Annotated in this window: 24 protein-coding genes; 7 read left to right on the top strand and 17 right to left on the bottom strand. The window is 71.2% G+C overall.

Annotated elements, in window-relative coordinates; genetic code table 11:
- Window positions 1-5: 5 nt before the first annotated feature.
- Together VM685_RS10195 and VM685_RS10190 are read right to left on the bottom strand one after the other, a co-directional pair.
- Window positions 6-1,286: a cytochrome b/b6 domain-containing protein gene (locus VM685_RS10195; protein ID WP_325460040.1), complete on the bottom strand. Its 1,281-nt coding sequence runs from the start codon at window positions 1,284-1,286 to the stop codon at window positions 6-8.
- Window positions 1,287-1,356: 70 nt separating this feature from the next.
- On the bottom strand, window positions 1,357-2,145 hold the full coding sequence (locus tag VM685_RS10190) for an SDR family NAD(P)-dependent oxidoreductase (protein WP_325460039.1): 789 nt from the start codon (window positions 2,143-2,145) through the stop codon (window positions 1,357-1,359).
- 144 nt (window positions 2,146-2,289) lie between these two features.
- Between VM685_RS10190 and VM685_RS10185 the strand changes: the two genes are divergently transcribed.
- Together VM685_RS10185 and VM685_RS10180 are read left to right on the top strand one after the other, a co-directional pair.
- Window positions 2,290-4,032, top strand: coding sequence for an acyl-CoA dehydrogenase (locus VM685_RS10185; RefSeq protein ID WP_325460038.1), 1,743 nt, complete (start codon window positions 2,290-2,292; stop codon window positions 4,030-4,032).
- An 87-nt stretch (window positions 4,033-4,119) separates the two neighbouring features.
- Complete coding sequence (locus VM685_RS10180; RefSeq protein ID WP_325460037.1) at window positions 4,120-5,949, top strand: ATP-binding protein; 1,830 nt, start codon at window positions 4,120-4,122, stop codon at window positions 5,947-5,949.
- Here the strand turns inward: VM685_RS10180 and VM685_RS10175 are convergent.
- Window positions 5,946-7,127: an amidohydrolase family protein gene (locus tag VM685_RS10175; protein WP_325460036.1), complete on the bottom strand. Its 1,182-nt coding sequence runs from the start codon at window positions 7,125-7,127 to the stop codon at window positions 5,946-5,948. The genes VM685_RS10180 and VM685_RS10175 overlap by 4 nt on opposite strands.
- Before the next feature lie 96 nt (window positions 7,128-7,223).
- Here VM685_RS10175 and VM685_RS10170 point away from each other — a divergent pair, with 96 nt between their 5' ends.
- Entirely contained in the window at window positions 7,224-7,760 is a 537-nt protein-coding gene (locus VM685_RS10170; protein WP_325460035.1) for a DNA-3-methyladenine glycosylase, read from the top strand.
- On the opposite strand, the gene VM685_RS10165 is transcribed toward VM685_RS10170, so the two are convergent.
- Window positions 7,757-8,239 carry a peroxiredoxin gene (locus tag VM685_RS10165; RefSeq protein WP_325460034.1) on the bottom strand — a complete coding sequence of 161 codons (483 nt, stop codon included), beginning with the start codon at window positions 8,237-8,239 and terminating at the stop codon, window positions 7,757-7,759. The two genes, VM685_RS10170 and VM685_RS10165, sit on opposite strands and share 4 nt — an antisense overlap.
- A 119-nt stretch (window positions 8,240-8,358) precedes the next feature.
- On the opposite strand from VM685_RS10165, the gene VM685_RS10160 reads away from it, so the two are divergent.
- Window positions 8,359-8,922, top strand: a complete 564-nt coding sequence (locus VM685_RS10160) for a YqgE/AlgH family protein (RefSeq protein ID WP_325460033.1) — start codon at window positions 8,359-8,361, stop codon at window positions 8,920-8,922.
- Here VM685_RS10160 and VM685_RS10155 read toward each other — a convergent pair.
- The 12 genes from VM685_RS10155 to coxB all read right to left on the bottom strand — a co-directional run bounded on the left by VM685_RS10155 (window position 8,919) and on the right by coxB (window position 20,551).
- On the bottom strand, window positions 8,919-10,586 hold the full coding sequence (locus VM685_RS10155) for a bifunctional diguanylate cyclase/phosphodiesterase (protein WP_325460032.1): 1,668 nt from the start codon (window positions 10,584-10,586) through the stop codon (window positions 8,919-8,921). The genes VM685_RS10160 and VM685_RS10155 overlap by 4 nt on opposite strands.
- Window positions 10,587-10,620: 34 nt before the next feature.
- Window positions 10,621-11,232 carry a GNAT family protein gene (locus tag VM685_RS10150; protein WP_325460373.1) on the bottom strand — a complete coding sequence of 204 codons (612 nt, stop codon included), beginning with the start codon at window positions 11,230-11,232 and terminating at the stop codon, window positions 10,621-10,623.
- 35 nt (window positions 11,233-11,267) lie between these two features.
- The gene (locus VM685_RS10145) at window positions 11,268-12,593 is read right to left on the bottom strand and encodes a pitrilysin family protein (RefSeq protein WP_325460031.1); all 1,326 of its coding nucleotides are present in this window, start codon (window positions 12,591-12,593) and stop codon (window positions 11,268-11,270) included.
- Window positions 12,568-13,959 carry a threonine synthase gene (gene thrC / locus VM685_RS10140; protein ID WP_325460030.1) on the bottom strand — a complete coding sequence of 464 codons (1,392 nt, stop codon included), beginning with the start codon at window positions 13,957-13,959 and terminating at the stop codon, window positions 12,568-12,570. The genes VM685_RS10145 and thrC overlap by 26 nt, the downstream gene beginning before the upstream one ends.
- A complete protein-coding gene (locus tag VM685_RS10135) occupies window positions 13,959-14,717 on the bottom strand; it encodes an SURF1 family protein (protein WP_325460029.1) in 759 nt (252 codons plus the stop codon). The genes thrC and VM685_RS10135 overlap by 1 nt, the downstream gene beginning before the upstream one ends.
- Window positions 14,710-15,069, bottom strand: coding sequence for a DUF983 domain-containing protein (locus VM685_RS10130; RefSeq protein WP_325460028.1), 360 nt, complete (start codon window positions 15,067-15,069; stop codon window positions 14,710-14,712). Before VM685_RS10130 ends, VM685_RS10135 begins: the two co-directional genes overlap by 8 nt.
- 1 nt (window position 15,070) lies before the next feature.
- Entirely contained in the window at window positions 15,071-15,940 is an 870-nt protein-coding gene (locus tag VM685_RS10125; protein WP_325460027.1) for a cytochrome c oxidase subunit 3, read from the bottom strand.
- Between the two features lie 109 nt (window positions 15,941-16,049).
- A complete protein-coding gene (locus tag VM685_RS10120) occupies window positions 16,050-16,661 on the bottom strand; it encodes a cytochrome c oxidase assembly protein (RefSeq protein WP_325460372.1) in 612 nt (203 codons plus the stop codon).
- Window positions 16,639-16,791, bottom strand: a complete 153-nt coding sequence (locus VM685_RS10115; RefSeq protein ID WP_325460026.1) for a hypothetical protein — start codon at window positions 16,789-16,791, stop codon at window positions 16,639-16,641. Before VM685_RS10115 ends, VM685_RS10120 begins: the two co-directional genes overlap by 23 nt.
- Window positions 16,792-17,772, bottom strand: coding sequence for a heme o synthase (gene cyoE / locus VM685_RS10110; protein WP_325460025.1), 981 nt, complete (start codon window positions 17,770-17,772; stop codon window positions 16,792-16,794).
- A gap of 79 nt (window positions 17,773-17,851) precedes the next feature.
- Window positions 17,852-19,510 carry a cytochrome c oxidase subunit I gene (gene ctaD, locus VM685_RS10105; protein WP_325460024.1) on the bottom strand — a complete coding sequence of 553 codons (1,659 nt, stop codon included), beginning with the start codon at window positions 19,508-19,510 and terminating at the stop codon, window positions 17,852-17,854.
- A gap of 18 nt (window positions 19,511-19,528) precedes the next feature.
- A complete protein-coding gene (gene coxB / locus VM685_RS10100; protein WP_325460023.1) occupies window positions 19,529-20,551 on the bottom strand; it encodes a cytochrome c oxidase subunit II in 1,023 nt (340 codons plus the stop codon).
- Window positions 20,552-20,803: 252 nt separating this feature from the next.
- On the opposite strand from coxB, the gene VM685_RS10095 reads away from it, so the two are divergent.
- On the top strand, window positions 20,804-21,151 hold the full coding sequence (locus tag VM685_RS10095) for a DUF3140 domain-containing protein (protein ID WP_325460022.1): 348 nt from the start codon (window positions 20,804-20,806) through the stop codon (window positions 21,149-21,151).
- Here the strand turns inward: VM685_RS10095 and VM685_RS10090 are convergent.
- On the bottom strand, window positions 21,148-22,365 hold the full coding sequence (locus tag VM685_RS10090; RefSeq protein ID WP_325460021.1) for a serine hydrolase domain-containing protein: 1,218 nt from the start codon (window positions 22,363-22,365) through the stop codon (window positions 21,148-21,150). The two genes, VM685_RS10095 and VM685_RS10090, sit on opposite strands and share 4 nt — an antisense overlap.
- A gap of 72 nt (window positions 22,366-22,437) precedes the next feature.
- Between VM685_RS10090 and VM685_RS10085 the strand changes: the two genes are divergently transcribed.
- Both VM685_RS10085 and tldD read left to right on the top strand, forming a co-directional pair.
- Window positions 22,438-23,052 (top strand): helix-turn-helix domain-containing protein, encoded by a 615-nt coding sequence (locus VM685_RS10085; RefSeq protein WP_325460020.1) that lies wholly within the window; start codon window positions 22,438-22,440, stop codon window positions 23,050-23,052.
- Window positions 23,053-23,111: 59 nt separating this feature from the next.
- On the top strand, window positions 23,112-24,542 hold the full coding sequence (gene tldD, locus VM685_RS10080) for a metalloprotease TldD (protein ID WP_325460019.1): 1,431 nt from the start codon (window positions 23,112-23,114) through the stop codon (window positions 24,540-24,542).
- The last annotated feature ends 88 nt before the right edge of the window (window positions 24,543-24,630 follow it).

Below are 24,630 nucleotides of genomic sequence, written 5' to 3'. Positions count from 1 at the left end.
CTGCGCTATCCGCGCGTCGCCTTGAGGTCCACGCGCACCGTCACCACGGCCGGTATCTGGTCGGTCTTCGCCCACTCGCCCTGTCCCACGCCGAACGCCGTCCGGTCGAGGGTGGTTACACCGTGCGCCTCCGCCTTGTCGCCCTCGACGTCGAGGGTGAACGGCAGCGCCAGCGGTCGCACGACGCCGCGCAGTTCCAGCGTCCCGCGGGCCACGTAGCGGTCGCCGCCCAGCGGCTCGAAGCCCGTGGCCCGGAACACCGCCTCGGGATGGCGCCCGGCGTCCAGCCAGTCGGCCGAGGGCAGCACCTGGTCCCGCTGGGCGTCGCCGGTGACTGCCGAGGAGACGTCGATGATCGCGGTGACGCCCGAGCGTTCCAGGTCGTCCGGTCCGTAGAGCAGGCCTGCGCGCCAGCGCGTGAACCGCCCCTCGATCGGCCGTCCGCCCCAGCTCGTCGTGAAGCGGATCTCCGAGCCCGGCGCCACGCGCCAGCGGGCGAGGCCCTCGGCGGACCCCAGTGTGGGCGCAGCCGCCCCCTCCAGCGGCCCCTGCGCCTCGGGGGGCTCGGCGGCCGGGACGGATTTCGTCGGCGGCGACATCCCCGGGTGCGGCGGGTCGAGCACGCGCCCGAACGCCACCACCGCCAGGAAGGCGGCCAGGATGATCAGGACCCGAGGCTCAAGCCACCGGCCGGCCCGCGCGCCCGGCGCCATGCGGGCCAGCACCGGCTCGTCGCGGCTGAACAGCTGGTGCTTGAGCGCGCCCGCCACGTGCAGGCCCACGAGGACATAGGTCGCCTTGGCCAGCGCCTTGTGGGCGAACTCGGCGGTCCCGTGCCAGGCCTCCTTCGCCGCCGGCTCCAGGCCTGCGAGGCCCGGGACGTTGGGCCAGGGGAGCAGGCCGTAGAGGATGGTGGGCAGGCCGAGCTTGCTCGCCGAGACCATCGCCCAGCCGGTCAGCGGCAGGCCGATCATCACCGCGTAGAGCAGCACGTGGGTCACGCCCGCCAGCGCCTTTTCCCAGCGCGCCATGGTGTCCGGCAGCGGCGCCGGCGGGTGCGTGAGCCGCCAGGCCAGCCGCAGGAGGCTCAGCAGCAGGACGGTGATCCCCACTGACTTGTGGAGCTGGGTCACCTCGAACCGCTCCGGCGAGGGCGGCGCGTCCATCCGCCCGGCCAGCACCACCTGCAGCACGATCAGCGCCGCGATCGTCCAGTGCAGGACGATGGCGACGGTCGAATAGCGGGCGCTGCCGACCGCGCGCGGCGCGTGGGCCGGATCGCTCATGGGAAACCTCGGGGTGCTTCGGGGCGGCAAGGACACCCGCAAGCCGCCCCCGAGGTCAACCGCTGGCGGACTATTTCTGGCCCGAGCCCGGCTCGGCCATGCCGCGGTGCATCTCGGCGAGCGCGCTCTGCGGCGTCACCGCCGACATGGCCGCCTGGACCTTGTTCTTGAGCCCGGCCACCACGTCGCCCTCGCCGTGCATCATGGCGCGGTAGCCGACGCGGGCGACCATGGCGGGATCGTCCTTCTTGTCCGTGCCCACCTTGGTGTCCTGCAGGCCGGCGCGCTCGAAGAAGTCGGTGTCGGTGGGTCCCGGCATCAGGCAGGTCACCGTGACGCCGGTGTCCTTCAGCTCGTTGCGCAGCGCGAAGGAGAAGCTGTCGATGAAGGCCTTGGAGCCGTTGTAGACCGCCTGGAAGGTTCCGGGCATCAGGCCCGCGATGGATCCCGTGAACAGGATCCGGCCGCGGCCGCGCTCCACCATGGCGGGCGCGAGCTTCTGCACGAGGTAGATCGTGCCGGTGATGTTGGTGTCGACGACGTGCATCCAGTCCTCGACCGGCTGTTCGAGGAAGGCGTGGCCCAGGCCGTGGCCGGCGTTGGCCATCAGCACGTCCACCGGCCGGCCGGCCACCAGGGCCACGAGGCGGTCGACGCCGTCGCGCTCGGAGAGGTCGACCTGCAGGTGCTCCACGTTCACGCCGGTGGCGCGGAACGCCTGGGCGGCCTCGACGATCTCGGGCCGGTCGGCGGCGATGATCAGGTCGTGGCCATCCTCGGCGGCGAGCCTGGCCAGTTCGTAGCCGATCCCGGACGAGGCGCCGGTGATCACGGCGAGCGGACGAAGGTCTTCTGACATGGCGCAATCCCTCTTTGGCGGCGGCCTGACGCCGCCGTCCCGTCAGCCGGCAAAGGCGCGACGATGGAACGGGTTCCTACGGCCGACCTTTGACCCGGCCGCGCCTTGGCCTAAACAGCGGCGGCAGTTCGGAGCCCTGTTCCCATGACCTTCCGCGCGCCCGTCCGCGACCTCGCCTTCGCCCTCTCCACCGTCGGACACGACGCCCTGGTCCGGCGCGCCTTCCCCGATCTCGACGCGGACACCATCGCCGCGGTCCTGGAGGCCGCTGGCGGCTTCACCACCGAGGTGCTCGCGCCGCTGAACCGCCGGGGCGACCTGGAAGGCGCCAAGTTCGAGAACGGCGTGGTGCGCGCCGCCCCGGGCTTCGGCGAGGCCTACCGCCAGTTCGCCGAGCAGGGCTGGAACTCGCTGGCGGCCGATCCGGAGTTCGGCGGCCAGGGCCTGCCCAAGGCCATGGAGCTCGCCGTCTTCGAGATGGTGCATGCGGCCAACATGTCCTTCGGCCTCTGCCCCATGCTGACCCAGGCCGCCGTCGAGGCCCTGACCCTGCACGGCACCGAGAAGCAGAAGCGCCTCGTCCTGCCGAAGCTCGTCTCCGGCGAATGGACCGGAGCCATGGTGCTCACCGAGCCGCAGGCCGGCACGGACCTGGCGGCGCTCACCGCCCGCGCGGAGCCCGACGGCCAGGGCGGCTATCGCCTCTACGGCCAGAAGATCTTCATCACCTGGGGCGACCACGACGCCACCGACAACATCTGCCACCTGGTGCTGGCCCGCCTGCCCGACGCCCCGCCCGGGGTGAAGGGCATCAGCCTCTTCCTGACCTCGAAATATCTCCTGGACGACGAGGGGAAGCCGGGCGCCCGCAACGATTTCCGGCCGGCGTCCATCGAGCACAAGCTCGGCATCCACGCCTCGCCCACCTGCGTCATGCTCTACGAGGGCGCCCAGGCCGAGCTGGTCGGCGAGCTGAACCAGGGCCTGGCCCACATGTTCGTGATGATGAACGCCGCCCGCCTGCAGGTGGGCGTGCAGGGCGTCGCCATCGCCGAGCGGGCGTTCCAGCAGGCCCTGGCCTTCGCCCAGGAGCGCCGCCAGGGCCGCGCCGCCTGGGCCGCCGACGGCGCGATCTGGGGCCACCCGGACGTGCGCCGGATGCTGATGCTCTCCAAGGCCAAGATCGAGGCGGCCCGCGGCATCTGCCTGACCACCGGCGTGCTGGCCGACCTCGCCCGGCTGGCCGAAAGCGAGCAGGAGCGCGCCGCCGCCAAGGCCCGCCAGGAGCTGCTCACCCCGATCGCCAAGGCCTGGTCCACCGACGTCGGCGTCGAGGTCGCCTCCCTGGGCGTCCAGGTGCACGGCGGCATGGGCTTCATCGAGGAGACCGGCGCGGCCCAGCACTACCGCGACGCCCGCATCGCCCCGATCTACGAGGGGACCAACGGCATCCAGGCCCTCGACCTCGTCGGCCGCAAGGTCCCGATGGCCGGCGGCGCGGTGATGCGCGAGCTCTGCGCCGAGATGCTGGTCACCGCCCAGACCCTGACCGACGCGCCGGAGCTGGCGCCCGTGGGCCGCCGCCTCGCGGCCGGGGTCGCGGCCCTGGAGCGCGCCACCGACTGGGTCCTCGCCAACGGCGGCCCCGCCGCCCAGGCTGCCGCCACCCCCTACCTGAAGCTGGCGGGCGATGTGATCGGCGGCTGGATCCTGGGCCGCCAGGCGCTCGCCGCTTCCGGCGCCTCCGACCCGTGGCTGCAGGCCAAGCCGGCGCTCGCGCGGCTGTTCGCGGCCCAGGTGCTCAGCGGCGCCCCAGGGCTCGCCGATAGCGTGTGCGACGGCGCGGGAGACCTCGAATCCGTGCCGGCGGAGGCCCTTGCCGGCTGAGCCGGCCCCGCCACCCCGGGTTGAGCTACCGTCGTTCTCTTACGGTTTACCATTCCACCCTAAGCCCGCTCACATAGAGGGGGCGAGATGGACGCACGAAGCCAGGTCGGGACCGTGGGCGCGGGCGGCGACGCCTCGGTGGAGCCGGGGCAGAGCACCTATCAGCTGACACTGGCGGGCCTGATCCTTCCCCTGCCGGCGCACCTCGGCTTCAACGCCATCTCGGCTGCCTGCGTACTGATGCTCGGCCACCCGCTCGCCGCGGCCGTCCTGTTCGCCGGCGCCAGCGCCTTCGACGTCGTCCTCCAGCTGGTCCTGCGCCGCTGGCTGGCGGCCGCCTCCGTCACCGCGCCGGCCCGCGGCTTCCGCCAGCTCGCCGCGCTCAGCGTCGTCCGCGTGTGCGTCTACCTGGCCCCCGTGCTCGCCATCGCGCTCAGCGGCGGCGCTGGTGAGCTGATCTTCTTCGCCTTCCAGCTCTGCGGCATGGTCGCCATCGCCCTGTCGGCCGGCGCGCTGTCGCGGCTGATCTTCTGGTCCTTCGTCGCGCCCGCGCTCCTCGCCGCCGCGGTGCTGGTCGTCTCGCTGCTGCCGCCGGCGGTGGCGCTCACGGCCATGCTCAGCCTGGCCAGCATGACCCTGATCCTCAACCTGATCTCCCGGGGCATGTGCTACGCCACCCAGACCTGGCATGCGGCCTTCACCACCAACGTCGCCATGATGGCCGACCTCGCCGCCGCGCGCGACGAGGCCCGCCGCGCCCACCGCGCCAAGTCCGCCTTCCTGGCCACCATGAGCCATGAGATTCGCACCCCCATGAACGGCGTGCTGGGCATGGCCCAGCTGCTCAAGCGCGACGAGTGCGACCCCAAGCAGGCCCAGCGCATCGACACCCTGATCGACAGCGGCAAGTACCTGATGGGGATCCTCAACGACGTCCTCGACATCTCGAAGATCGACGCGGGCAAGCTGGAGATCGTCCGCGGCGCCGAGGACCTGCAGCTGTTCCTGGACCGCCTCGTGGGTTTCTGGGGCGGCCGCGCCCAGGAGAAGGGCGTCCGCCTGGGCCTGCAGGCGCAGGAGGACCTGCCGGAGTTCGTGCTGATCGATGCGCTGCGCCTGCGACAGGTGCTGTTCAACCTGCTGGGCAATGCGCTGAAGTTCACCGAGAAGGGCGCAGTCGACGTGCTGGTCGAGGCCCGCCCCTACGGCCCCCGCGCCGTCTGGCTGCGCCTTTCCGTGCGCGACACCGGGCCCGGCATCCCGGCCGAGCACTTCGAGGCCCTGTTCGACCGCTTCACCCAGGCCGACGGCTCCGAGGCGCGCCGGTTCGGCGGCACCGGCCTGGGCCTGGCCATCGCCAAGCAGCTCACCGACCTGATGGGCGGCCGCATCTGGGTGGAGAGCGAGCTGGGCTGCGGCTCCACCTTCCACGTGGAGATCCCGGTGGAGGTGGCCTCGGGCCCCCGCCTGCCCGCCGGCGCCGTCGCGGACGAGCCGCCGCCCTCCGACGCCCTGACCTTCCTGGCCGTGGACGACAATGCGGTGAACCTGCAGGTCCTGGAGCAGCTGCTGGGCAGCTTCGGCCACACCGTGATCCGCGCCGCCAGCGGCGCCGAGGCCCTCGAGCGCCTCGCCGTCCAGGCCTTCGACCTGGTGCTGATGGACATCCAGATGCCCGGCATGACCGGCGTCGAGGCCCTGCAGCGCCTGCGCACCGCCGCGGGCCCCAACCGCCACGCCCCCGTGGTCGCCCTCACCGCCGACGTCACCTCGGGCGGCCGCCAGCGCTACCTCGATCTCGGCTTCACCGAGCACGCGTCGAAGCCCATCCAGGTGGAGGAGCTTCTGGAGGTGGTGCTCCGCGCCCTCACCGCCGCCGACGAGGGCCGCCTCGAGGACGAGGCCGTGGCCGGCTAGGCCGCCGCCAGCTCCGGCAGGTCGTGCAGCGCCGGATCCAGGCCCCTGCCCATCAGGTCGATGAAGTTGTCGCGGTAGAAGGCGCGCTTCGCCCGGTCGCTGACGCCTGCGAGGCTGTCGTTGAACCGCTTCAGCGGATTGCGGCCGCCCTCCACGTGCGGGAAGTCCGAGGAGAACAGGATCATCTCCTCGCCGGAGTTGGCGATGATCCAGGCCACGTCCTCGTGCGGATAGGGCGTGACGCGAAGCTGGCGGCGCAGGATCTCCGAGGGCCTGGCCGACAGCTTCTGCAGCCGCTCCTCGCGCCCGAAGGCGGCGACGCCGGAATCCAGGAACTTCATCAGACTGGGCAGCCAGGACGCGCCGAGCTCGATCGCGCCCCACTTCAGCCGCGGGAAGCGGTCGAACACCCCGTCGATGACCAGGGCCGACAGGGTCTGCCAGACCGAAAGCGGGATCGCCATGAAGGTCAGGGAGGTGAAGTTCTCGTCGCCGCCGTGGAAGTCCTTCACATAGGGCAGGCCGTTCTCCAGGTAGTCCCGGTGCATCTTCTCCTCGCCGCCCACGTGGAAGAGGATCGGCAGGCCCGCCTCCTGCGCCAGCGCCCACAGCGGGTCGAGCTCCAGGTGGCTGGGCGAGAAGCCCGGCGGGTGGCGGGACGGGATGACCAGCGCCTTGGCGCCAAGGGCGATGGCCTCGCGGGCGATCTCCGGCGCCCGGGCCCGGTCGATCAGCGGCACATAGCCGGTGGCCAGCAGCCGGCGGTCCACCGAGCAGAACTCGGTCATCATCCGGTTGTGGGCGCGGGCGGCCTCGAGCGCGAGCTCGACCTCGCCCATCTGCTCCAGGCCGAAATTGGACAGGCAGGCGGTGGTGAAGACCAGCTGGCTCGCGAACCCCAGATAGTCGAGCGTCTTCGGCCGGTCGTCGGCCCGGAAGGCGCCCAGGGCCTCGTAGTTCTTGCGCAAGAGGATGTTGGCCTCGGCCCCGGCCCGGAACTCCGGGTCCTCGTGCTTCGCCGCGGCGTTGGCGAACCACTCGGGCAGCACGTCCTTGCGGCCGGTCTTCTCCACGAAGGCGTCCCGGAACTTCGGATCCAGGTACCGGTTCACCGTGCCCGGCAGCTCCATGACGTGACTGTCCGCGTCATGGATGGTTTGGCCCTCGACATACGGCATGCCACATCCTCCCTGATGGTTTCTTCTTCTGCCGACATTCCGCCTCTTCGAACTTCCCCGCGTCAAGACGCGGCTCGGCAGGCGGACCTTTGGCGGATGCATCCCGCGGCGGCGGCGCAGGCCCTGGTCGGGTGGGAGGTGCTGGTGGGCGGCGTCGGCGGCCGCATCGTGGAGACCGAGGCCTACCACCACGAGGATCCCGCCTCGCACAGCTTCACCGGTCCGACCGCCCGCAACGCGGTGATGTTCGGGCCGGTGAGCCGGGCCTACGTCTACCGCTCCTACGGCATCCACTGGTGCCTGAACTTCGTCTGCGGCGAGAGCCCCGGCAGTGCGGTGCTGATCCGCGCGATCGAGCCGACCCACGGCCTGGAGATCATGCGCGAGCGGCGCGGCCTCGCCGACCCGCGCGCCCTCTGCTCGGGCCCAGGCAAGCTCTGCCAGGCGCTGGCGATCACCCGCGAGCACGACGGCCTGCCGCTCGACCGCGCGCCCTTCGAGCTGCGGCCGGGCCGCGCCGCGGGCCTCGTCGCCGGCCCGCGGATCGGCATCACCAAGGCCGCCGAGGTCCCCTGGCGCTTCGGCGAGGCCGGCTCGAGGTTCCTCAGCCGGCCGTTTCCACGCGCTCGCTAGAGCTGCGCCAGCAGGTAGTCCGCCGACGAGACCTTGAATTCGCCGGGCTCCTCGACGTTCAGCTCCTTTACCACGCCGTCGTCGACGATCATCGAATAGCGCTGCGAGCGCGTGCCCATGCCGAACTTCGAGGCGTCGAAGTCGAGGCCCAGCGCGCGGGTGAAGTCGCCGCCGCCGTCGGCCAGCATGACGATGTCCTCGCCCACCGCCTGGTCCTCGGCCCAGGCGCGCATGACGAAGGCGTCGTTCACCGACACGCAGGCGATGGTGTCCACGCCCTTGCCCCTGATCTCGCCGGCCATCTGCTTGAAGCCCGGCAGGTGCTTGGCCGAGCAGGTGGGGGTGAAGGCGCCCGGCACCGCGAACAGCGCCACCTTCTTGCCGCCGAAGACGTCCTTCACGGACACCGGCCGGGGTCCTTCGGCCGTGGCCTGGGTGAGGGTGGCGTCCGGCAGCTTGTCGCCGACTTTGATGGTCATGGGGGCGTCCTCCTGGGGAATGGTCGAGCTGGGGAGATAGCGACAACTCCGCGCGCTTCAACCAAGCACGTGCGAACGGACCTTGAAAGCGCCGCGATCCGGTTCGAATGTCGGAGCCGATGGATGAAGGGATCTTCGCAGGCCAGCTCCTGATCGCCATGCCGGGCATCTCCGATCCCCGCTTCGAGCGGGCCCTGATCCTGGTCTGCGCGCATGACGACCGCCACGCCATGGGGCTCGCCGTGAACCGCCCCGTGGAGGGGCTGACCGTGCCCGACCTGCTGGCGCGGCTGGACATCGCCTCCGAGATCAAGGCGCCGCCGGATCTGGTGCTCATGGGCGGCCCGGTGGAGCGCGAGCGCGGCTTCGTCCTGCACACCGACGACTATGCCTCCGAGCACAGCCTGGAGGTCGCCGAGGGCCTGGCCCTGACCCCCACCCGCGACGCCCTCGAGGCCATGGCCCAGGCCAGCGGCCATCCGCGCCGCTCGCTGCTGGCGCTCGGCTACGCCGGCTGGGGCGCGGGCCAGCTGGAAAACGAGATCAAGGAGAACGTCTGGCTCACCTGCGATCCGGACGAGTCCCTGATCTTCGGCGCCGACCACGACCAGAAATGGACCCGCGCGCTCGGCAAGCTCGGCGTCGATCCCGAGCGCCTCAGCTTCGTGGCCGGTCGGGCCTAGCCGCGGGTGCCGCGGGCCATCACCGGGGCGGCGCCGTCCACATAGCTTTCGTTGAGGTAGACCTCGGCTTCCTGGGGTGAGAGCGCCGGCGCATAGCCGAAGCCCTGGCCGTAGTCGCAGCCCAGGCTCTGCAGCTGCCGGGCCATGCCGGCGTTCTCGACGCCCTCGGCCACCACCTCCAGCGCCAGGTCGCCGCCCAGCTTCACCACCGAGGAGACGATCTTCGCCGAGCCGTCGTTGGTGGCCATGGTGCGCACGAAGTAGCGGTCGATCTTCAGGGTGTCGAAGGGCAGCCGCGTCAGGTAGCTCAGCGACGAGAAGCCGGTGCCGAAGTCGTCCAGCACGAGCGCCGCGCCGGCCTTGCGCAGGTCGCGCAGCACCACCGCCGCCTTCTCCGGGTTGCGCATCACGTCGCTCTCGGTGACCTCGAGCTTCAGCGCGCCCGGCGGCAGGCCGGTCTCCTCGCGGATCGCGGCCACGTCGGCCACCAGGCCCTTGCGGTCGATCTCGCCGGTGGAGAGGTTCACCGCCACGGTCAGCTCGCCCGCGGCGCTGTGCTTCAGCCGCCAGTCGGCGAGCTGCCGGGCCGCCTGGCGCATCATCAGGGCGCCGAGCTGGTCCATCAGCCCCATCTCCTCGAGCAGCGACAGGAACTGCTCGGGCATCAGCAGCCCGCGCCTCGGGTGGCGCCAGCGGACCAGGGCCTCGAACCCGGACAGCGCCCCGGTCGAGAGCCGCACGATCGGCTGGTAGAAGGGCGTCAGCTCGCCCCGGCCGAGCGCCCCCTTCAGGTCGCTCTCCAGCGCCAGGCGCGACAGGCCGTCGCTTTCCAGGGCGCGGCCGTAGGCCGCCGCCCCGCCGCGGCCGTGGCTCTTGGCCGCCTCCACCGCAAGCTCCGCCCGGCGCAGCAGTTCGGCCGCCTCCGGCGCGTCCTCCCCGCCCTGGGCCTCCACCGCGCCGATCGACAGGGTGGGATGGATGTCGAAGCCCGCGACCCTGAGCGGCTGCTCCAGGGCCCGGCGCAGCGCCGCCCCCCCGGGCGAGGCCTCCTTGGGGGCCAGAGCGGCGAACTCGTCCTCGCCGATCCGGGCGAGCAGGGCGCCCGGCGGGAAGGCGGCCGCCAGCCGCGAGCCCAGCGCCGCCAGCACCAGGTCGGCGCGTTCGTGGCCCAGCGCCTCGTTCAGCCGGCGCAGGCGGTCGAGGTCGGCGACCACCAGCTCATGGGCGCCGGGCTGCTGCAGCCGCTCGCGGGCGCGCAGGATGAAGCTGCGGCGGTCCAGCAGCCCCGTCAGGGTGTCCTTCTCGGAGGCGGCGAACTTGGTCTCGGGCGCCACCACGCCGGCGGCGCGTCGGCCCTCCTCGAGCCACACGCCGCGCCAGACGCAGACGCCGCCGCTCCGCATCCGCAGGCGCACGGAGATCTCGGTCCCCGGCTCCGAGGCGCGCAGCAGCTCGTCGGCCATGGCCCGGTCCTGCGGCAGGGCCAGCGCGCGCAGCGCGGCGGAGGAACAGTCGGGGGCCAGGGGCCCGAGCCCCAGGGCGCGCGACGCGCCGGTCAGCCGCAGGCGGTCGGCGTCGGGCTCCCAGAGCCACAGCGCCACGTCGGCCGCGCCCAACGCCTCGAGCGTCGTCGTCGCGTCCCACGTCCACCGGTCGCTCGACATGGATCTTCAGCCGCCTGGCAGAACAAAACGCCGGTCAGACCGACACACCCTCGTCCGGCCCCTCGGGCGCGCTGAATGGCGACGTCAGACCGAACAGGACATGGTCTCGCCACACGCCGTTAATTTTCAGATAAGCCTTGGCGTAACCCTCCTCCGCGTACCCCGCCTTGGCGAGCAGGGTGCGGGACGGTCCGTTCTCCGGGATGCACGCCGCCTCCAGCCGGTGCAGGCCCAGGGTTCGGAAGGCGAACTCCGAGACGGCCTTCACCGCCGCCAGCGTCAGCCCCTGCCGGGTGAAGGGCCTGCCGCACCAGTAGCCCACCGAGCCCATCTGGGCGACGCCGCGCCGGACGTTGGAGAGCGTGATGCCGCCGGTCAGCGCCCCGTCCTCGGCGCGGAACACGAAGAAGGGGTAGGCCGTGCCCTGGTCGCGGTCGCGCTGGTAGGCCGACAGCCGGCGGCGGAACGCGGCACGCGAAAGGTCGTCCGCCGGCCAGGTGGGCTCCCAGGGCTGCAGGAAGCTGCGGGAGACGGCGCGCAGCTCGCGCCATTCCGGATAGTCGGCCGCCCGCGGCGGTCGAAGCACCACACCCTCGCCTTCCACGCGAAGGCCGCTCTCCGGCGAAATCCAGTCCAGCAGGGCCATGGCGAGCGCAGCGTCGCGGAATTCGTGGCGCGCGGTCAATAGGTTGGCGAAAAGCCGATGGCGGCCATGCCGAACAGCGAGGCCTCGAACACCGGCGCGGCGCGCAGCGCCGGCTTCGGCCCCAGCACGGCCACGGCCGATTTGCGCTCCCGCAGGATCCATTCGACGAGGCGGGCGATGTCCTCGGCGGTGACGGAGTCCACCTCGCGCGCGACGATGTCCGGGTGAAGGGTGCGGCCGAACAGCAGCACCTGGCCGGCCGCCTGCTCGGCGCGGGCCAGCGCCCCTTCCCGGCCCATGAACATGGAGCCCTTCAGCTGGGCCTTGGCGCGGGCGAGCTCCGCCTCGCCCACCGGCTTCGTCAGCTCGCCGATCTCGCCGGCCGTCACCCGGGCCAGCTCCTCGGCGTCCGTCGCCGCGCAGCCGGCGAACACGCCCAGCACCCCGGTGTCGGCATAGGTCTCGGAATAGGCGTCGATGGCGTAGGCCAGGCCGCGCTTCTCGCGCGCCTCCTGGAACAGCCGCGAGGCCATGCCGCCGCCGAGGATCTCGGCCAGCAGGCGCAGGGTGAAATAATCGGGATCGAGCACGCCCACGGCCGGAAGCAGCAGGACGACATTGGCCTGCTCCAGCTTCTTGGCGACGGGCCGCACGCCGGCTTCGAAGTGCGCCGGCTCGGGCGGCGGCAGGGACGGCCCCTCGGCGTGGCCGAAGTCGCGCTCGGCGAAGCGCAGCAGTTCGTCCTCGTCCACGGCGCCGGCGGCGCTGACCACCAGGCTCTCCGGCGCGTAGAGCGCGGCGCGCCAGTCGGTGAGCGTCTCGGGCGTCGCCCGGCCGATGGAGGCCGTGGTGCCGAGGATCGGCCGGCCCAGCGGCTGGCCGGCGAAGGCCGCCTCCTGCGCCAGCTCGAACACCAGGTCGTCGGGCGCGTCGGCCGCCTCGGCGATCTCCTGGGCGACCACCTGCTTCTCGCGGGTCAGGTCCCCGGCGTCCATGGCCGGGCGCAGCACCAGATCGGCGATGACGCTGGAGCCCAGATCCAGCCCGTGCTTCAGCGCCCGCACCTGGAAGCTGGTGCGCTCGTAGCCGGTGGCGGCGTTGATGTGCCCGCCCTCGGCCTCGATCACCTCGACGATGCCGCGCGCGGAGCGGCCGCCCGCGCCCTTGAACACCATGTGCTCCAGGAGGTGCGACCAGCCCGACCGGGCCTCGTCCTCGTAGCGGGCGCCGCGGCCGGCGACCACCGACAGCGCCACCGTCTGCAGGCCGGGCATAGGGTCGCACACCACGCGCACGCCGTTCGACAGCGTGTGGACGCGCGGCGTGGCGTCGGGATCAGGCGTTGGCGAAGGCGCGGACATATTCCTTGATCGTCTCGGGTTCGGCGGGCAGCCGCTCGAAACGCTCGGGACGGTCCGCAAGGTCCAGGGCGCCGCGCGGCAGGGCGGGCGTCACGCCGGAGGCCTGGGCCACGTCCTGCGGGAACTTGGCCGCGTGCGCCGTGGACAGCACCACGACCGGCCCCGGCACGTCGGTCACGCGCTTCAGGGCCGCCACCGCCACGGCGGTGTGCGGGTCGATCAGCTCGCCGGTCTCGTTCAGCGTGGCCACGATGGTCCGCCGCGTCTCGTCCTCGCCGACCGCCACCCCGCGGAACATGCCTCGCATCGCCTGGAAGGCCTTGGGCGGGATGTCGATGGCGCCGGCGGTGGCGAAGGCCTCGAAGGCCCGCGCGGTCTCCACCGGCTCGCGCTCGACGCTCTCGAAGTAGAGCCGCTCGAAGTTCGACGCCGACTGGATGTCCATGGCCGGCGAGATGGTGGGCGTCACCTGGCCGCGCACGTAGCGGCCGTCCTCGAAGGCGTGGGCCAGAATGTCGTTGGAGTTGGTCGCCACCACGATGCGGCCGATCGGCAGGCCCATGCGGCTGGCCACATAGCCGGCGAAGGCGTCGCCGAAGTTGCCCGACGGCACGCAGAAGCTCACCGGCCGGTGCGGCGCGCCCAGCGCCACGGCGCTGGTGAAGTAGTAGACCGCCTGGGCGGCGATGCGGGCGAAGTTGATGGAGTTCACCCCCGACAGGTCCACCGCCTGGCGCAGGACCTGGTCCTGGAACGCCTGCTTCACGATCGCCTGGCAGTCGTCGAAGGTCCCGGCCACCGCCACGCAGGCCACGTTCGGCTCGGTCGCGGCGGTCATGAACCGGCGCTGGACCTCGCTGATCCGGCCTTCGGGGAAGAGGGCCACCACCTTGACGTTCTTGCGGCCGCGGAACGCCTCGACGGCCGCCCCGCCGGTGTCGCCGGAGGTGGCGCACAGGATGGTCTGGGTGCGGCTCTGCTTGCCCAGCACATGGTCGTAGAGCCGCGCCAGGATCTGCATCGCCACGTCCTTGAAGGCGAGGCTGGGGCCATGGAAGAGCTCGGCCAGGAAGGCGTTCGGCGACAGCTGCACCAGCGGCACGACCGCCGGATGGTTGAAGGTGGCGTAGGCCTCCCGGCACATCTCCAGGAGCTCGTCCTTCGGGATCTCGTCGCCCGCGAAGGCGCCGATCACCGCGGCGGCCACGTCGGCGTAGGGCTGGCCCGCGAAGGCCGCGATCTCGGCCTCGCTGAAGGTCGGCCAGGTCTCCGGCACATAGAGGCCGCCGTCGGGCGCCAAGCCCGCGAGCACCGCGTCGACGAAGCCCACGGGGGCCGCCTGTCCCCGGGTCGAGATGTAGCGCATCAGGATTTCCGCCTGCGGAAGAGCATGGCGGCATAGACGCCGGCCAGGGCGGCGGCAAGGCCGAACCAGGTGACCGCGTACTCCAGGTGGCGGTTGGGGATCTGCGCCGGCAGCGGCGCCGGGACCAGCGCCCGCCATTCCGGGTTGGAGGCGGTCTCGGCCATCAGGAAGGTCGGGGCCGGCGCCTCCGCCTTCAGGGCCGCGGCCATGGCGTCGACGTCGCGGGAGAACCAGCGGTCGGGGCGGTTTGGCGGGGTCACGAAGCTGGCCGGCTCCGGCGGCCGCAGCACGCCCGTCACCTGCACCGGCGCCCGGTTCGCGGCATCCACCGGCGGCCGGGCCGAGATGGTGTCGGCCACGAAGCCGCGGTCCACCAGGATGGTGCGGTAGCGGAGGGACGCCACCTCGCAGGCGGAGATCAGCCGCACCCCCGACTGTCCCTCGCGCAGGCCGTAGAGCTCCACATAGGGCGCCGTGGCGAGGCCCGGGCAGGTGGCGGTGACGCGGACGAAGCCCACGTCGCGACCTTGCGCCAGCCCGTCGAGGACCGGTCCGACCGGCTGCGCCGGTGCCGCCTGCAGCTTCTCGATGCGCGCCAGGACATCGCGCTTCCACGCCAGCCGCTGGAGCTGCCAGGCGCCCAGGCCGATGAGGATCGCCAGGGCCACGAGCGTGACGAGGGTCAGGCCGAGCGGGAAGCCGCGCTTGCCGCGGCGGCGGTCGCCGATCGGGACCTCCGGGTCCCAGGCCTCAGTCATGGCGCGCTTCGGAGGCCTTGTTCATGAACTGCGCGGCCAGCATGGCGCCCTTCATCGGACGCAGCAGGGCCAGCACCAGGACCAGCGTGCCGGGCAGCCAGAGGACCAGGTGGACCCAGACGGGCGGGCTGAGCGCCACCTCGGTGAACAGCGCCGCGAAGGCCACGAGGAAGCCGGCGATCAGGATCACGAACACCGCCGGCCCATCGCCGGAATCGGCCCTGGCGAGATCGAAGCCGCAGGCTTCGCAGCGGGGCGCCACCGTCAGGAAGCCCTCGAACAGGCGCCCCTCGCCGCAGTTGGGGCAGCGGCCCGCGATCCCCGCCAGCAGCGGGTTGCGGGCCTCCGCCACCTCAGTGGCCTCCGCCGCCGAAGACCACGTAGATGAAGGCGAACAGGAACAGCCACACCACGTCGACGAAGTGCCAGTACCAGGCCGCCGCCTCGAAGCCGAAGTGCTGCTTGGGCGTGAAGCCGCCGTTCATCAGCCGGATCAGGCAGACGATCAGGAAGATGGTCCCGATCAGCACGTGGAAGCCGTGGAAGCCGGTCGCCATGAAGAAGGTCGAGCCGTAGAGGCCGGAGTTCGCGGCTTCCTCGTTGAAGAAGTACTGGTGCTCGAGGATGTGGGCGTACTCGTACGCCTGGATCGCGGTGAACATGATCCCGAGCAGGACGGTCAGGAGCAGGCCGAGCTTGGCGCTCTTGCGGTCGCCCTGCTGCAGCGCGTGGTGGGCCCAGGTGACGGTCGTGCCGGAGAGCAGCAGGATCAGGGTGTTGACCAGCGGGAGCTCCCAGGCGGGCACGGTCTCGACGCCGTGCGGCGGCCAGGTCGCCCAGGCGGTGCGGACCTCCTCGATGGACGCCAGCGTCCGGTGCTCGTGGAAGAGCGCCATCTCGAAGAAGACCCAGAACCAGGCCACGAAGAACATCACCTCGGAGGCGATGAACAGGATCATGCCGTAGCGCAGGCCGATGCCGACCACTGGGGTGTGGTCGCCGGCGTTGGCTTCCTTCACCACGTCCCGCCACCAGCCGAACATGGTGTAGAGCACGCCCGCGAGGCCTGCGGCGAACAGCCACCAGGTGCCCTTTTCCAGGCCGAACAGGCCCTTCATCCAGGCCACGCCGCCGATGGCCATCACCGTGGCCGCGATCGAGCCGGTGAGCGGCCACGGGCTCGGGTTGACCAGGTGGTAGTCGTGTTTGACGCCTGCGGCCATTTCGGTCCTAACCCCTCGCAAGTCCCCCACGCGCCGGACAGAGTCGCGCGCAGTCAAAAGTCGCGCACGCTATAGCCTTGCGCCGCCGCCTCCGCCAAGGGGGAAAGGCTCAACCGGCGTTCGACGGCTTGTGCGCCTGCGCCGTCGCGGGCGCCGGCGGCGCCTCCACCGACGGGAAGAAGGTGTAGGAGAGCGTCACTTCCTGCTCTCCCTTGGTGTCGAAGTCCGAGGCGAACTTCGGGTCGACGAAGTACAGCACCGGCATGTCGACCGTCTGTCCGGGCGCGATCGTCTGGTCCGAGAAGCAGAAGCAGTCGAGCTTCTGGAAGTAGAGGCCGGCCTCCTCGGGAACGACGTTGAACACCGCCCGCCCGGTGATCGGCGTGGTCCCGTTGTTGGTCACCCGGAACAGCGCCAGCTTGGTCTCGCCGATCTTCGCCTCCTGCGAGGTCTGTTCGGCGGTGAAGGTCCACGGCAGGTTCCGGACGTTGGCGTCGAACCGGATGGTCAGGGTCTTGTCGAGCACCTCGCCCGGCGCGGCCTCGGCCTTGCGCACCGTGCCGTCGAAGCCGGTGAGTTCGCAGAAGGCGCGGTAGAGCGGCACCGAGGCGTAGGCCGCCCCCACCATCCCGAAGAAGGTCACGCCGCAGATCAGGCCGACGCGGCGGTTCCGCCGCTGCTGCGGGGTGAGCTCGCGCTTAGAACCGGGGTTCGAGGACACTTCCGCCAAGCCTCACGATGGTGACGACGAAGATCAGGATGACGAAGAGCACGAGGCCGAGGGCGAGCGCGATGTTGCGGCCGCGCCGCGCCTTCGTCTCGACTTCGCTCTCGCGGGCGGGATCGCTCATCTAGAGGAGCTCCAGGGCTTTCAGCCCCATCAGGTGTTCGACCAGCAGGGTGGCGAACAGCAGGGACAGGTACAGGATGGAGAAGGCGAACAGGTTGCGCGCGTCCTTGGCGCCGGCGCGAACGTCGTAGAGGCCCGCATGGCCTTCCGGGTCGTTGCGCTGGCCGCCCGCCTCGCCGGCATGGCTGCGGAAGAGCCGCCAGGCGAGCAGCAGGAAGACCAGGCCGCCCAGGGCCGAGACCGCCAGGTAGGCGACGCCGCCGAGGCCGGTGAAGGCCGGCGCGATCGCCACCGGCACGAACAGCAGGCTGTAGATCCAGATCTGCCGCCGCGTGGAGGCGGCGCCCGCCACCACCGGCATCATCGGCACCCCCGCCTTCTGGTAGTCCTCGCTGGTGTAGAGGCTCAGCGCCCAGAAGTGCGGCGGCGTCCACATGAAGATGATGGCGCACAGGAGCCAGGCGTTCAGCGGGGTGGACCCGGTGGCCGCGGCCCAGCCGATCACCGGCGGCAGCGCCCCGGCCAGGCCGCCGATGACGATGTTCTGGGCCGTCCAGCGCTTCAGCCACATGGTGTAGACGACGGCGTAGAAGAGGATCGTGAAGGCCAGGAGGCCCGCCGCCAGCCAGTTCAGCGCCATGCCCATCAGCATGACGGAGAACAGCGAGAGCACGACGCCCAGCGCGAGCGCGTCGGCGCCCTGCACACGGCCCGCCGGCACGGGCCGGCCGCGGGTTCGGCGCATCTTGGCGTCGATGTCGGCGTCGTACCACATGTTGAGCGCGCCGGACGCGCCCGCGCCCACGGCGATGCACAGGATGGCCACGGCCCCCAGCACCGGGTGCAGCGGCGTGTCGGCGGCAATCAGCCCGGTCAGGGCCGTGAACACCACCAGCGACATCACGCGCGGCTTCAGCAGCTGCAGGAAGTCCTGCCAGCGGGCGGGAGCGCGGACGGTGGGATGGGCCGTAGCCATGGCCATGGATGATACTCGTAATGTCCGAAGGGCGCGCCCCTTGCGGAGCGCGCCCCTCTAAGATGGTCCCGGAGGCGCCTGCGTCCTAGTGGACGTCGGGCTTCACCACCGGCAGTTCGTTGAACTGGTGGAACGGCGGCGGGGAGGACAGGGTCCACTCCAGCGTCGTCGCGCCCTCGCCCCACGGATTGGCTTCGGCCTTGCGGCGGAACACCATCGCGTCGAGCAGGACCACCAGGAACACGCCCACGCCGGCCAGGGTCACCGCGTAGCCGAACGAGGACACCTGGTTCCAGAGCGTGAAGGCGTCCGGATAGTCCACGTAGCGGCGCGGCATGCCCTGGAGGCCCAGGAAGTGCTGCGGGAAGAAGATCAGGTTCACGCCGATGAAGGTGACCCAGAAGTGCACGGCGGCGAGCCACTCGCGGTACTTCACGCCCCACATCTTCTCGAACCAGTAGTAGAAGCCGGCGAAGATCGCGAACACGGCCCCCAGGCTCAGCACGTAGTGGAAGTGGGCCACCACGTAGTAGGTGTCGTGCAGGCTGTAGTCGATGCCGGCGTTCGCCAGCACCACGCCGGTCACGCCGCCGACGGTGAACAGGAAGATGAAGCCGATCGCCCAGAGCATCGGCGCCTTGAAGTCGATCGAGCCGCCCCACATCGTTGCGATCCAGCTGAACACCTTCACGCCCGTGGGCACGGCGATGACCATGGTCGCGGCGGTGAAGTAGGCGCGCAGGTTCACGCTCATGCCGACCGTGAACATGTGGTGGGCCCACACGACGAAGCCGATGAAGCCGATCGCCACCATGGCGTAGGCCATGGCGAGGTAGCCGAACACCGGCTTGCGCGAGAACGTCGACACGATGTGGCTGATGATGCCGAAGCCCGGCAGGATCAGGATGTACACTTCCGGGTGCCCGAAGAACCAGAACAGGTGCTGGTACATGATCGGGTCGCCGCCGCCGGCGGCGTCGAAGAAGTGGGTGTTAAAGTTGCGGTCGGTCAGCAGCATGGTGATGGCGCCGGCCAGCACGGGCAGCGACAGCAGCAGCAGGAAGACCGTCACCAGCACCGACCACACGAACAGCGGCATCCGGTGCAGGGTCATGCCCGGGGCGCGCATGTTGAAGATGGTCGTGATGAAGTTGATGGAGCCCAGGATCGAGCTCGCGCCGGCCAGGTGGACGGACAGGATGGCGAGGTCCATCGACGCGCCCGCGTGACCCGAGGTCGAGAGCGGCGGGTACATGGTCCAGCCGCCGCCGAACCCGACGCCGGGCCCGCCGTCCACGAACATGGACGTGCAGAGCAGCACCCAGGCGGCGACCAGCAGCCAGAACGAGATGTTGTTCATCCGCGGGAAGGCCATGTCCGGCGCGCCGATCATCAGCGGCACGAACCAGTTGCCGAACCCGCCGATCATCGCCGGCATGACCATGAAGAAGATCATGATCAGGGCGTGGGCGGTGACCACCACGTTGTAGCCGTGCTTGGACGGCTCGATCAGGCCCATCTGGGCCAGCAGGCTGCCCTCCCGGAACACCTGGATGCCCGGTTCGGCCAGTTCCCAGCGGATCAGGCCGGACAGCGCGCCCCCCACCAGGCCCGCCATGATGGCGAACAGGATGTAGAGGGTGCCGATGTCCTTGTGGTTGGTGGAGAACAGCCAGCGCACCAGGAACGGCGGCTTGTGGTCGTGGCTGTCGTGGTGGGTGTCGTGAGCGGCGGCTTGGGCCATCGGTACGATATTCCTGGCTTACTTCGCAGCCGGCGCCTTGGGCGCGGGCTGGGCGTTGGTCGCGGGCGCGGTCGGCGAGGGCGTCGCCGGAGCCGGGGCCGCCGGGTTCACGGAGGCGGTCGCCGCGGCGGGCTGGGCCGCGGCGGCGGCGGCCGGAGCGGCTTCCGTGTTGACGGCGCCGGCGGCGTCGCCCGCGGCGTCCAGGGTGGTCGGCGTCGGCGCCGGGCCCTTGCCGCCCTTCGACGCCACCCAGGCGTCGAACTCGGCCTGCGTCACGACCCGCACCTCGATGGGCATGAAAGCGTGGTCGACCCCGCAGAGCTCACGGCAGTTGCCGTAGTAGGTGCCGACCTTCTCGGCCTTGAACCAGGTCTCGTTGACCCGGCCCGGCACGGCGTCGGTGATGACGCCGAAGGAGGGCACCGCGAAGGCGTGGATCACGTCGGCTCCGGTGACCAGCACGCGGACGGTCTTGTTGACCGGAACCACCATCGGCTCCGTCGCCGCCAGCAGGTAGGGGACCTTCCGGGCGACGGCGTCTTCCTTCGGCAGGACGTTCGAGACGAATTCCGAGACCTCCTGGTCCGGATACTCGTAGCCCCAGTACCACTGGTAGCCGGTCGCCTTCACCGTCAGGTCGGGCTTCGGCATGTCGTGGTAGGCGAACAGCAGCTTGAACGAGAAGATCGAGATGAACACCAGGATGAGGACCGGCACGAGGGTCCAGACCACCTCGATCACGGTGTTGTGGCTCCAGCGGGCCGGCACCGGGTTCGCGCGCTTGTTGTACTTGACGATCACCCACACCAGCAGCCCCAGCACGAACAGCGTGATCACCGTGATGATCGGCAGCAGGATCGCGTTGTGGAAGAAGATGGCGTCGTGCCTGAGCGGGGTCACCCCCGGCTGCAGGTCGATCGCGCCCGGCGTCGGCTGACCCGTCAAGTCCTCGGCCAGGGCCGAAGCGCCCCAGAAGGCCGACATCGCGCCCGCGACGACGCCTGTCGTCAGCGCTCGCATACCCTGAAACCTCGACTTCATGTCCCCTCGGTCTGGTTGGCCGGCCGCGTCTCGCAGAACTGACGATCGCCCCCGCCGACTGTCAGAAGGACGCGCACAGGCGCGCGAACGCACGCTGCCCGGCCCTTCGGGCGCGTGCATACGCGCATCGCTTTGGCTTGCCAAGGCGCAAGCGGCCCCTTGCGTCCGCACGGCAGGCGGGGCCGTAAGAATCAGGTCGGATCAGGCGGTTCCATGGCAACGGCCGCCGATCCTCGTTCCGGGAGATTCGCGATGCACCTCAGCCCTGACGACGAACGGCGCGTCCGCGCCGAGTTCGACCGGCTGACCAACCTCACCTCGGCCGAGCTCGCCGCCTGGTTGGAAACGCCGCAGAGCCGCAAGGTCGGTTTCGTCCGCCGCGGCGAGACCGAATCCGTGGGCCGCCAGTCGGCCAGGCGCATCCTCGCCATCCGCGCCACGCCGCCCGAGGATCTCACCGACGCCGACTACGCCCATATGAAGAAGGTGATCGGCTACTGCCGCCGCCATCTGGCGCAGCGCCCTTGGGGCGACGTCACCGACACCCGCTGGCGCTGGAGCCTGATGAACTGGGGCCACGATCCCCTGAAGGGCCGTTAGCCGGCCGAGGCCATGGCGTGGAATTCGCTGATCGCGCCGTAGACCCCCAGGCCGATTCCCCGCGCCAGCTGCTCGAGCTGCAGCTGGTTGTGCGCCAGGAAGATCATCACCGAGCCGTCGGTCGGATCGGCCTGCCACCAGCCGCCGAAGGCGCCGGGCCAGCCCACTGTGCCGACGCCACCGCGGCAGCGGACGACCGGCGCCTTGGCCGGATCGATGACCACCGCCACCCCCAGACCGAAGCCGTGGCCCTCGAACGGGTTCATGCCCAGCAGCCGAGCCTGGGCCCGCTGCTCGGCCGTCAGCCGATCGGCGGTCATCAGGGCGACCGTCTCGGGCCGCAGCAGGCGCGCGCCGCCCGGGGCGCCGGCCTCCACGAAGACCCGCGCGAAGACCAGGTAGTCGTCCAGTGTCGACCAGAGCCCCGCCCCGCCGGAGACATAGGTCATGCCCGCCGGACGGTCGGCCAGGAACGGCGCGCCCGGCGGCGGGACGTAGCGGACCAGGCGCCCCGCATCATCGAAGCCGTACATGCGGGCGGCGCGGTCCCGCTTCTCCGGCGGGACGACGAAGCCGGTGTCCGCCATGCCCAGCGGCCCGAGGACCCGCCGCTGCAGCACCTCCCCGAGCGGCGCCCCCTCGATCCGCGCGAGCAGGAAGCCCAGCAGGTCCGTGGCGCGGCCGTAGCGGAACGCCGTCCCCGGCTGGTCGGTGAGCGGAAGGCGGGCGAGGTTGGCGATCCAGGTCTCCGGCGGCACGGGGCTGTCGATGTCGGGGCCCAGCGCCTCTGCATAGGCGCGGGCGATGGGCCCCTGATGGAAGTCGCCGTAGGTCAGCCCCGACCGGTGGGTCAGCAGGTCCTCGAAGGTGATCGGCCGCTCGGCCGGCACGGTAGCGTCGAGCGGGCCCTCCACCGCGCGCAGCACCCGCATCCGCGCGAACTCCGGCGCCCAGCGGGTGATCGGCTCGTCGAGCGCGAAGCGGCCTTCCTCCAGCATCGTCAGCGCCGCCAGCGAGGTGACCGGCTTGGTCAACGAGGCGATCCGGAAGAGGGTGTCGCGCGCCACCGGCAGCCCGGCTTCCATGTCACGCCAGCCGGCGCAGGCGACGCGCGCCTCCCGGCCCGGGCGCCAGACGAGCGCCGCAGCCCCGGCGAGCTGGCCCGCCTCCACATAGGCCGCGAGCGCGTCTGCGATCCGGTCCGCCTGTCCCACCACCCCCTCCAGAAGATAAGACGACTATAAAATAGGCTTTCTATAAAATGGCAATCGCCTAGCTTGGGCCGCATGACGACCGCGGCGACGCCGGCCGGCCGCAAGGGCCGGCCGAAGGGGGACAAGCGCGAGCGCACCCGCGCCAGGCTGCTGGAGGCCGCCCGTGAGCTGATCCGCGAGGTGGGCTACGAGCGGACGACCATGGAGGCGGTGGCCCGCCGCGCGGGCATGACCAGCGGGGCGATCTACGGCAACTTCAGGAACCGCGACGAGCTGTTCATCGCGCTCGGCCAGACCTACTGGCCGGCGGTCAAGCCGCAGATCCCGCCCGACGCCGACCTGCCCGCGATCATGCGCGCCTTCGCCGCGGCGACGCTCGCGGCCCTCCCGGAGCGCGAGGCCGCCGCCGTCGGGCGGCTGACCGGCATGGCCTACGCCATGACCCACGAGGCCCAGCGCGCCGCCGTCCACGAAGCCACGGCCCGCAGCTACGCTTGGGGCGCGGAGTGGCTCGCCGGCGTGGGCGCGACGCGCGCCCTGCCCATGCCGCCACACGTGCTGGTGCGAGTGATGCACGCGCTCACCGAGGGCTTGGTCTTCCAGCGCCTGCTCACGCCCGACCTCGTGCCGGACGAGGTGTTCTACGCAGCCTTCGCCGCCCTCGCCGGCGCGCCCGCGAAAGAATAGAGCCGCCTGCGCGGTCGGGGCCGGGTGACGCCGCCCGCGCCGCTCCCTATCTTGGCCCCATGAACGCGCACACCCCCGCCCCCTCGATCCTGGACGCCGCCGGCGTCGACCCGCACCGCGCCGGCGAGATTCTCGGCGACGCCCTCGCCGGCGCCGACGACGGCGAGCTGTTCGTGGAACGGAGCGAGAGCGAGTCCTTCCTGTTCGACGACGGCCGCCTGAAGTCGGCGGCCTATGATTCCACCGAGGGCTTCGGCCTGCGGGTGGTGGCGGGCGAGACCGCCGGCTACGCGCACGCCAGCGAGATCTCCGAGGCCGCCATCCGCCGCGCCGCTGACTCCGCCAGCCTCGCCAAGCGTGGCTACGAAGGGATCGCGGCCGAGGGCCCGCGGCCCACCAACGCCCGCCTCTACGGCGAGGACGATCCGCTCGCCTCGCCCGGCTTCTCCGACAAGGTGGCCCTGCTGCAGGAGATCGACGCCTGGGCCCGCGCCCGCGACCCGCGCGTGGTGCAGGTGATGGCGTCCATGGCCGGCGAGCGCCGGACGGTGGAAATCCTGCGCGCCGACGGCCGGCTGATCCGCGATGTCCGCCCGCTGAGCCGCATCAACGTGCAGATCACCGTCGAGAAGGATGGCCGGCGCGAGAACGGCTACACCGGGGCCGGCGGCCGCGAAGGCTTCGAGACCTGGATCAGCCCCGAGAAGTGGCAGGCCCAGGTGGACGAGGCTCTGCGCCAGGCCCTGGTCAACCTGGAGGCCGTTCCCTGCCCGGCCGGCGAGATGGACGTGGTCCTGGGCCCCGGCTGGAACGGCGTCCTGCTGCACGAGGCGGTGGGCCACGGCCTGGAGGGCGACTTCAACCGCAAGGGCACCTCGGCCTTCTCCGGCAAGATCGGCGAGCGGGTGGCCGCGCCCGGCGTCACCGTCTTCGACGACGGCTCGATCCTCGGCCGCCGCGGCTCGCTGACCGTCGACGACGAGGGCACGCCCACCGAGCGCACCATCCTGATCGAGGACGGCATCCTGGTGGGCTACATGCACGACCGGATGAGCGCCCGGCTGATGGGCGAGAAGGCCACCGGCAACGGACGGCGCCAGTCCTACGCCCACATGCCCATGCCCCGGATGACCAACACCGGCATGCTGGGCGGCGACGCGTCGCGCGAGGAGATGATCGCCTCCACCAAGCGCGGCCTCTACTGCGCCAACTTCGGCGGCGGCCAGGTGGACATCACCAACGGCAAGTTCGTCTTCCAGTGCACCGAGGCCTACCTGATCGAGGACGGCCGCGTGACCACGCCGGTGAAGGGCGCGACCCTGATCGGCGACGGCCCCTCGGCGCTCACCCGCGTCACCATGATCGGCGACGACTTCGCCTTCGACCCCGGCATCGGCGTCTGCGGCAAGTCGGGCCAGAGCGTGCCCGTGGGCGTCGGCCAGCCGTCCCTGAAGCTCACCGGCCTGACGGTCGGCGGCACCAGCCTCTAGCGCCTGCGCCCCAGTCGCCGCCGGCAAGATTGCGGCGATTTAATACAGGTTACGGCCATTTAACTGGCCTGCGGTCCCCTGCGCCGGT

This window comes from Phenylobacterium sp. (genome assembly GCF_035539035.1).
Taxonomy (GTDB): Bacteria; Pseudomonadota; Alphaproteobacteria; order Caulobacterales; family Caulobacteraceae; genus Phenylobacterium.
This window is presented reverse-complemented; position numbering and strand designations above follow the sequence as displayed.

Coding starts and splice junctions, on each gene's coding strand:
- VM685_RS10195 (WP_325460040.1), bottom strand. CDS start 1,286: ATGAGCGATCCGGCCCACGCGCCGCGCGCGGTCGGCAGCGCCCGCTAT.
- VM685_RS10190 (WP_325460039.1), bottom strand. CDS start 2,145: ATGTCAGAAGACCTTCGTCCGCTCGCCGTGATCACCGGCGCCTCGTCC.
- VM685_RS10185 (WP_325460038.1), top strand. CDS start 2,290: ATGACCTTCCGCGCGCCCGTCCGCGACCTCGCCTTCGCCCTCTCCACC.
- VM685_RS10180 (WP_325460037.1), top strand. CDS start 4,120: ATGGACGCACGAAGCCAGGTCGGGACCGTGGGCGCGGGCGGCGACGCC.
- VM685_RS10175 (WP_325460036.1), bottom strand. CDS start 7,127: ATGCCGTATGTCGAGGGCCAAACCATCCATGACGCGGACAGTCACGTC.
- VM685_RS10170 (WP_325460035.1), top strand. CDS start 7,224: ATGCATCCCGCGGCGGCGGCGCAGGCCCTGGTCGGGTGGGAGGTGCTG.
- VM685_RS10165 (WP_325460034.1), bottom strand. CDS start 8,239: ATGACCATCAAAGTCGGCGACAAGCTGCCGGACGCCACCCTCACCCAG.
- VM685_RS10160 (WP_325460033.1), top strand. CDS start 8,359: ATGGATGAAGGGATCTTCGCAGGCCAGCTCCTGATCGCCATGCCGGGC.
- VM685_RS10155 (WP_325460032.1), bottom strand. CDS start 10,586: ATGTCGAGCGACCGGTGGACGTGGGACGCGACGACGACGCTCGAGGCG.
- VM685_RS10150 (WP_325460373.1), bottom strand. CDS start 11,232: ATGGCCCTGCTGGACTGGATTTCGCCGGAGAGCGGCCTTCGCGTGGAA.
- VM685_RS10145 (WP_325460031.1), bottom strand. CDS start 12,593: ATGTCCGCGCCTTCGCCAACGCCTGATCCCGACGCCACGCCGCGCGTC.
- thrC (WP_325460030.1), bottom strand. CDS start 13,959: ATGCGCTACATCTCGACCCGGGGACAGGCGGCCCCCGTGGGCTTCGTC.
- VM685_RS10135 (WP_325460029.1), bottom strand. CDS start 14,717: ATGACTGAGGCCTGGGACCCGGAGGTCCCGATCGGCGACCGCCGCCGC.
- VM685_RS10125 (WP_325460027.1), bottom strand. CDS start 15,940: ATGGCCGCAGGCGTCAAACACGACTACCACCTGGTCAACCCGAGCCCG.
- VM685_RS10115 (WP_325460026.1), bottom strand. CDS start 16,791: ATGAGCGATCCCGCCCGCGAGAGCGAAGTCGAGACGAAGGCGCGGCGC.
- cyoE (WP_325460025.1), bottom strand. CDS start 17,772: ATGGCCATGGCTACGGCCCATCCCACCGTCCGCGCTCCCGCCCGCTGG.
- ctaD (WP_325460024.1), bottom strand. CDS start 19,510: ATGGCCCAAGCCGCCGCTCACGACACCCACCACGACAGCCACGACCAC.
- coxB (WP_325460023.1), bottom strand. CDS start 20,551: ATGAAGTCGAGGTTTCAGGGTATGCGAGCGCTGACGACAGGCGTCGTC.
- VM685_RS10095 (WP_325460022.1), top strand. CDS start 20,804: ATGCACCTCAGCCCTGACGACGAACGGCGCGTCCGCGCCGAGTTCGAC.
- VM685_RS10085 (WP_325460020.1), top strand. CDS start 22,438: ATGACGACCGCGGCGACGCCGGCCGGCCGCAAGGGCCGGCCGAAGGGG.
- tldD (WP_325460019.1), top strand. CDS start 23,112: ATGAACGCGCACACCCCCGCCCCCTCGATCCTGGACGCCGCCGGCGTC.